At 58.3% G+C, this 5,040-nt stretch carries 4 protein-coding genes and 1 pseudogene; all 5 read right to left on the bottom strand.

The genetic code is table 11. The features are described from left to right. Nucleotides 1-546 precede the first annotated feature (546 nt). Nucleotides 547-732, bottom strand: coding sequence for a hypothetical protein (locus G6N73_RS34595; RefSeq protein WP_246252810.1), 186 nt, complete (start codon nt 730-732; stop codon nt 547-549). A 26-nt stretch (nt 733-758) separates the two neighbouring features. After that, nucleotides 759-1,236 (bottom strand): annotated as a pseudogene (locus tag G6N73_RS34590) (IS6 family transposase); the annotation flags it as partial. Nucleotides 1,237-1,451: 215 nt separating this feature from the next. Further along, the gene (locus tag G6N73_RS34585) at nt 1,452-1,823 is read right to left on the bottom strand and encodes a response regulator transcription factor (RefSeq protein ID WP_206079256.1); all 372 of its coding nucleotides are present in this window, start codon (nt 1,821-1,823) and stop codon (nt 1,452-1,454) included. Between the two features lie 57 nt (nt 1,824-1,880). Further along, nucleotides 1,881-2,549: a response regulator transcription factor gene (locus G6N73_RS34580; RefSeq protein WP_165034377.1), complete on the bottom strand. Its 669-nt coding sequence runs from the start codon at nt 2,547-2,549 to the stop codon at nt 1,881-1,883. A 161-nt stretch (nt 2,550-2,710) separates the two neighbouring features. Beyond that, a complete protein-coding gene (locus G6N73_RS34575; protein WP_165034376.1) occupies nt 2,711-4,522 on the bottom strand; it encodes a PAS domain-containing protein in 1,812 nt (603 codons plus the stop codon). Nucleotides 4,523-5,040: the final 518 nt, after the last annotated feature.

Genomic DNA, 5,040 nt, shown 5'->3' with positions numbered 1-5,040 from the left:
CACTGCGGCTGCGTTTACGTCGTTGCTTTGCATATCGAACCTCCTGGCTTCTCAATCTGGCATCGCGTCTCGGTGGCGGCACTGAAAGCTTCGGTACGACGATGCTTTCGAAAATGACCTTGTAACTCCGGCGAGGGAAATGACCTTTCGCCATAGAGTTGATAGACGGTTGTTATTGCCGCTCACCGCGCGGCGTGATGCTGTCGCGGCCGACGCAACTTGCCTTGATGTGGCACAGAGAGGACGGCCGCAGCAGCGTTTTCCGCCGTTATGGAAATTACACACGCCGTCTATTGGAAAATTTCCCACGCCTTTCATTGGGAACGTCCTTTTCCTCGTCGAGGCGGCCGCGTGCGCTCGGCCGGCCCCCGAAGATCGGATACAGCGGACGAAATCAGAAATTCCCTTTGGACATGCATTCGATAGGCACGAGTATCCTCGCGACGTCCGGTCCGTCCGCGATCAACCGTTGAGGGGTGTGACGTATTCAGGGTTTCAAGCAGCGAAAGAGGACACTCATCCCGTGCGCGCAGCGACGGGCAACGACTAAGGCGACGACTTCAGCAAAGTCGTATCGATCGGCAGTGTCCGAATGCGATATCCGGTGGCGGCGAAGATCGCACTTGTCACTGCAGCGCTGACAATGGCTGTCGGGGCTTCACCAATGCCACCTGGCGCTTCTGCGTTCTTAATGAGGTGCGTCTCCACCACCGGCAGCTCGTCGATACGCATCGGCAGATAGCTGTCGACGCGTCCATCAGCCCCTTGTGCGACCGGTGCTCGACGTCCGGCATCACTTGTCGGCTGGCTGCTCGATAGGATCGCAGCTTGTCTGTGGTCATGCGCCTTGGCCCGGCACCCTGTTTCTTCAACAGCGCATCAGCAATCGCTTGGCAGCCTTGGTGTTGCGGCGGTTCTGGACGACCTCGTCAAGAACGTATCCGTCCTGATCGAAGGTCCGCCAAAGCCAATGTTTCTTACCGGCGATGCTGATGACGACTTCATCCAGATGCCAGATATCGTTCGGGCCTGGACCCTTTCTTCGGAGCCGGCGGCAATAGTCCGGGCCGAATTTCAGTCCCCACCGGCGGATTGTCTCATAGGAAACGACAATGCCGCGTTCCGGAAGCATCTCTTCGACGAGGCGCAGGCTCAGCGGAAATCGGTAATACAGCCAAACTGCATGGTCTGGGGCGGAAAAAGGTGGTGTTTGTAGCTGGCGGCTGGCGTGTTCATGACGCAACTTCTAGGTCACATCGCTGAGCAAAAGTTAGCGTAACAACACCCGGGTCGAAGATAGCGTTGTATCAAATATTATGACGACCTGCAGACCCTTCCCTCCCTGTCTTCGGATTGCGGATTCAAAGCTGACCGCTGCGGCGGGTGTTCGACAATTCCTCGATAACGCGCCACCATGTTCGCGAGATGGCTCTCGCAGGGGCAGGTCAGAGTTAGCCTTTCGGCTGCCCGAGGACAGTTTCGATGCAAGCAATCAACTGACTGCTGTCCGCGGGCTTTTCGAGCAGATGTAGCCCGTCGTCGGACCGGAAAACATTGGGTACGCGCTCGGGGTACGCTGTGACGATGATCACGGGAACGGCTTTGTCGCGTTCGCTCAGGACGCGCCTGAGGTCGAGCCCCGTCATACCCGGCATCTGAAGGTCCGATACAACACAATCGAAGCGATCGGGATCGGTCGCGAGAAGGTCGCCGGCGGACGAGAATACCTCTGCCCCGATGCCAAAGGATCGAAGGAGACCCGCCAGCGAGGTGCGGACGAGCTCATCATCATCTACGATAGCGATAAGGGTATTCTCGTCCAATGAGATCCTCTTGGTCGGCAATGACAAATCCTCGGAGCCTGCCGACACCGGCTTGTTCTATACCGGTGTCTGCACTTGCAACGCGCCGCGTTCGAGCGCTTCCATCATTCGAATGAGGTGGACGACCGTCCGCGCCTCCATCTTGCGCATTGCGCTACCGCGATGGATCTTGACGGTGATCTCGCTCAGGCCGAGTTCGGCTGCGATCTGCTTGTTCAGAAGGCCCCGCGACACGAATTCCAGAACCTCGCGTTCGCGCGGCGTGAGAGATTCGAAGCGGATGCGGAGCGAGGTGAGCTCTTCTTCCAGTTCCTTCAGGCGCATGTCTTCAGCCAACGCCCCGGCGATGGCGTCCAGGATGTCCTGGTCGCGGAACGGTTTCGGCAGAAAATCGATGGCTCCCGCCTTCATCGCTCTGACCGACATCGGAATGTCGCCGTGGCCGGTGATGAACAGGATCGGTATCCGCTCTCCGCGCTTGGCAAGCTCGCGCTGAAGATCCAGTCCGCTCACCAACGGGAGCCGGACGTCCGTAACCAGACAGCGCACACCCGCCGGCAACGGTTTCGCCAAAAGGTCTACCGCGCTGGCATAGAGTGCCGATCGATAGCCGGCCGAGCGAACCAGACCGTCAATTGCTGAGCGAACCTGTTCCTCATCGTCGACAATAAGGACGGTCGCCGCGGGCATGCGGCTTGGTGGCGACGGCGTGTTCAAATGAGACATCAAATACAGCTTCGATCTCCATCGTAACAGGGGTATCCTGCTGGTTCGTTAGCAAGGCGGCTTCCAGCTTAGTCCGAGAAAGCGACCTATCCTATCGTACGAGAGTATAGGGTCTCCGACGGGAGGTTTTAGGATGTTGATCCCGTTCCGTCGATATCGGCTCAATTTGGCCGTTCGACCGGCAGTGTGAAGCCGATAGTTGCTCCGCTTGACCTGTTGTTGCGCACGAAGATCCTGCCGCCGCGGGCTTCCACGATGGAACGGCAGATTGAGAGCCCCATACCCATGCCTTCGGTCTTCGTCGAGAAGAAGGGCTCGAAAATGTGTACAAGGTCTTTTTCGTCAACGCCCAGGCCGTCATCGGTAACACTGAGCGTGACTTCGTCAGCAACGTGTGAGGTTTCGATGACAAGCCGGCGTCCGGCGCCTTCCTTTCCCGGGGCCTGCAAACCGTTCATAACTAAATTGATGATGATCTGCTGGATCTGAACCGGATCGGCAAATACCAAAGGCAAATCAGCCGCGAGGTCGACGCTGACGGACCCCTTGTGCTGACTCACATGCGATCGCATTAGCGGAAGAGTGCTCCTGACCAGATCACCGAGATCAATCTGGATCGGGTGGGGATCCTTCCGGCTGAAAAGGGCGCGCAACTGGCGAACGACCTCGCTGGCGCGTCGTGCGCCAACTACCGTCCGTTCGATCGCCTCCCGAGCCTCGGCAATGTCCGGTTCGGGCCGGTTAATCCAGCGCAGGCTCGCTTCACTGTTGGTGAGGATGCCGGCGAGGGGTTGATTGATCTCGTGTGCAATAGATGCGGTCAGCTCGGCCATGGTGGCGATCCGTGCCACGCGGGTGAGATCCTCTTGCGCCCTGTGCATTTCTTCTTCCGCAACCTTGGCGGCGGTGACGTCCATGATAACGCCGATCGGGTTCATCCGATCGTTGCCAGGCTGAGCCGGGTTGACGCGGATCCGCAGGTGTTTGACCCGTCCGTCCGACATGGCGAGGCGATGCTCGAACTCAATGCCGCCCCCACTCCGCTTTATGTGTTCGAACGCGCTGAGAACCTGTTTGAGATCGTCCGGATGGACACGCTGGAGGTATGCATCGAAGCCCGGCGCAACCGACTGATCGAGCTCCAGGATCCGGTAGGTTTCTTCCGACCAATAATGCTCGTTCGTGACAAGGTTCGCGCCAACGCTTCCCGTCTTGCTGATCGTCTGACCCTGGCGCAGGAAGGCTTCGCTGCGCCTTAGCCGCTCCTCGGCCTGCTTGCGGGCTTCGATGTCGAAGGTGGCGCCGTACCACTGGAGGACGTTTCCATCCACGTCGCGCCGCGCGGTACAAACGGAGAGGTACCAGCGGTATCCACTGTCCGGCGTGCCGGCGCGGAATTCGTACGTACCGTCACCGTCGGTAAGCCTGTGAACGGTCCAATAATTGACGATCCCATCACGATCTTCAGGGTGGACAGAATTCTTCCATCCCCAACCCTTGATCAGATCCCACTTCTGCCGCCAGGCTTTGAGGTAGCGGTCGTTGGCGTAATCCATTTCGCCCGACGCCGTGGTACGCCACATCATGGTCGGCGCATTGTCCAGCATTGCACGAACATCAGCCAGCTCGCGCTCGCGCGCTGACTCTGCTGACTTTCGTGCGTCAATCGGCAGCGCTACGAAGGCTCGGCCTGGCGACTCAGCGCCCCCGCCGCAGTTGACGAGAAACCAGCAATGGCGGCCATCCTGATCCTGAATTCGAATGTCGAGTGAGGAAGCCGCCGGATCGGGCGAGGGATTGCGCAGAAAGGCGAATGCCTTGCGATCTTCCGGATGAACGACCTCTAACCATCCATCGCCGCCCAAGTCACTTTCACCGCGGCCTGTGACTATCTGCCAGGCACGGTTGAAGTTGTGCCCACCCAGCGCCCGGTCGACGCGCCAAATCAGTGCTGGAAGTTCGTCGTCGGTCAAGGGGCCAATGGCTCGCAATTTATTTTCCGTTTACACCACTCCTTCATCTGTCATTCATGTAGCGCGTCATGCCGACGCCTTCTTGGGAAGGCCGATAAATTCTTCCGCCGATACTCAACCGGCGCGGAACAAGAATTTCCAGGAGCTTCAGTTTGCAATTTTGCAGGAGAGAAACGGCAAATATGCTGAATCCGCCGCTGAAGGTATCAGTGGGTCAGCGGCTAGAAGCTCGTTGCGGACCTCATCGAGGGTCTTTGCTAAATGGTCAGACATTAAATTCGACGCTCATCTGAGACTCCGGTTATCTCTCGGGCGGCGCCACGCTACGTCGGCGGCATTTCAATGGGAAATATCCAACAGTTATCGTTTCCATTCCCACGCGTTCACGGCGACAAACGCCGTCGACGGCATATGTCGAAACGACAGCCCCCTTTGGTCACAGCAAGCGAAGGCCGAGCCGCCTGCGCAGAACGCACTTAGCTGTAAGGCGGCAAGAATCTGGCGATGAAAGCGGTCAC

Origin of the sequence: Allomesorhizobium camelthorni, from assembly GCF_011045125.1 — a bacterium.
Lineage (GTDB): Bacteria > Pseudomonadota > Alphaproteobacteria > Rhizobiales > Rhizobiaceae > Allomesorhizobium > Allomesorhizobium camelthorni.
The sequence above is the reverse complement of the archived record's forward strand: the minus strand, read 5'-3'. Positions and strand labels throughout refer to the sequence as shown.

What these genes read in the sequence shown, in the direction of transcription:
- G6N73_RS34580 (WP_165034377.1), bottom strand. Translation starts at nt 2,549, where the DNA reads ATGTCTCATTTGAACACGCCGTCGCCACCAAGCCGCATGCCCGCGGCG.
- G6N73_RS34595 (WP_246252810.1), bottom strand. Translation starts at nt 732, where the DNA reads ATGCGTATCGACGAGCTGCCGGTGGTGGAGACGCACCTCATTAAGAAC.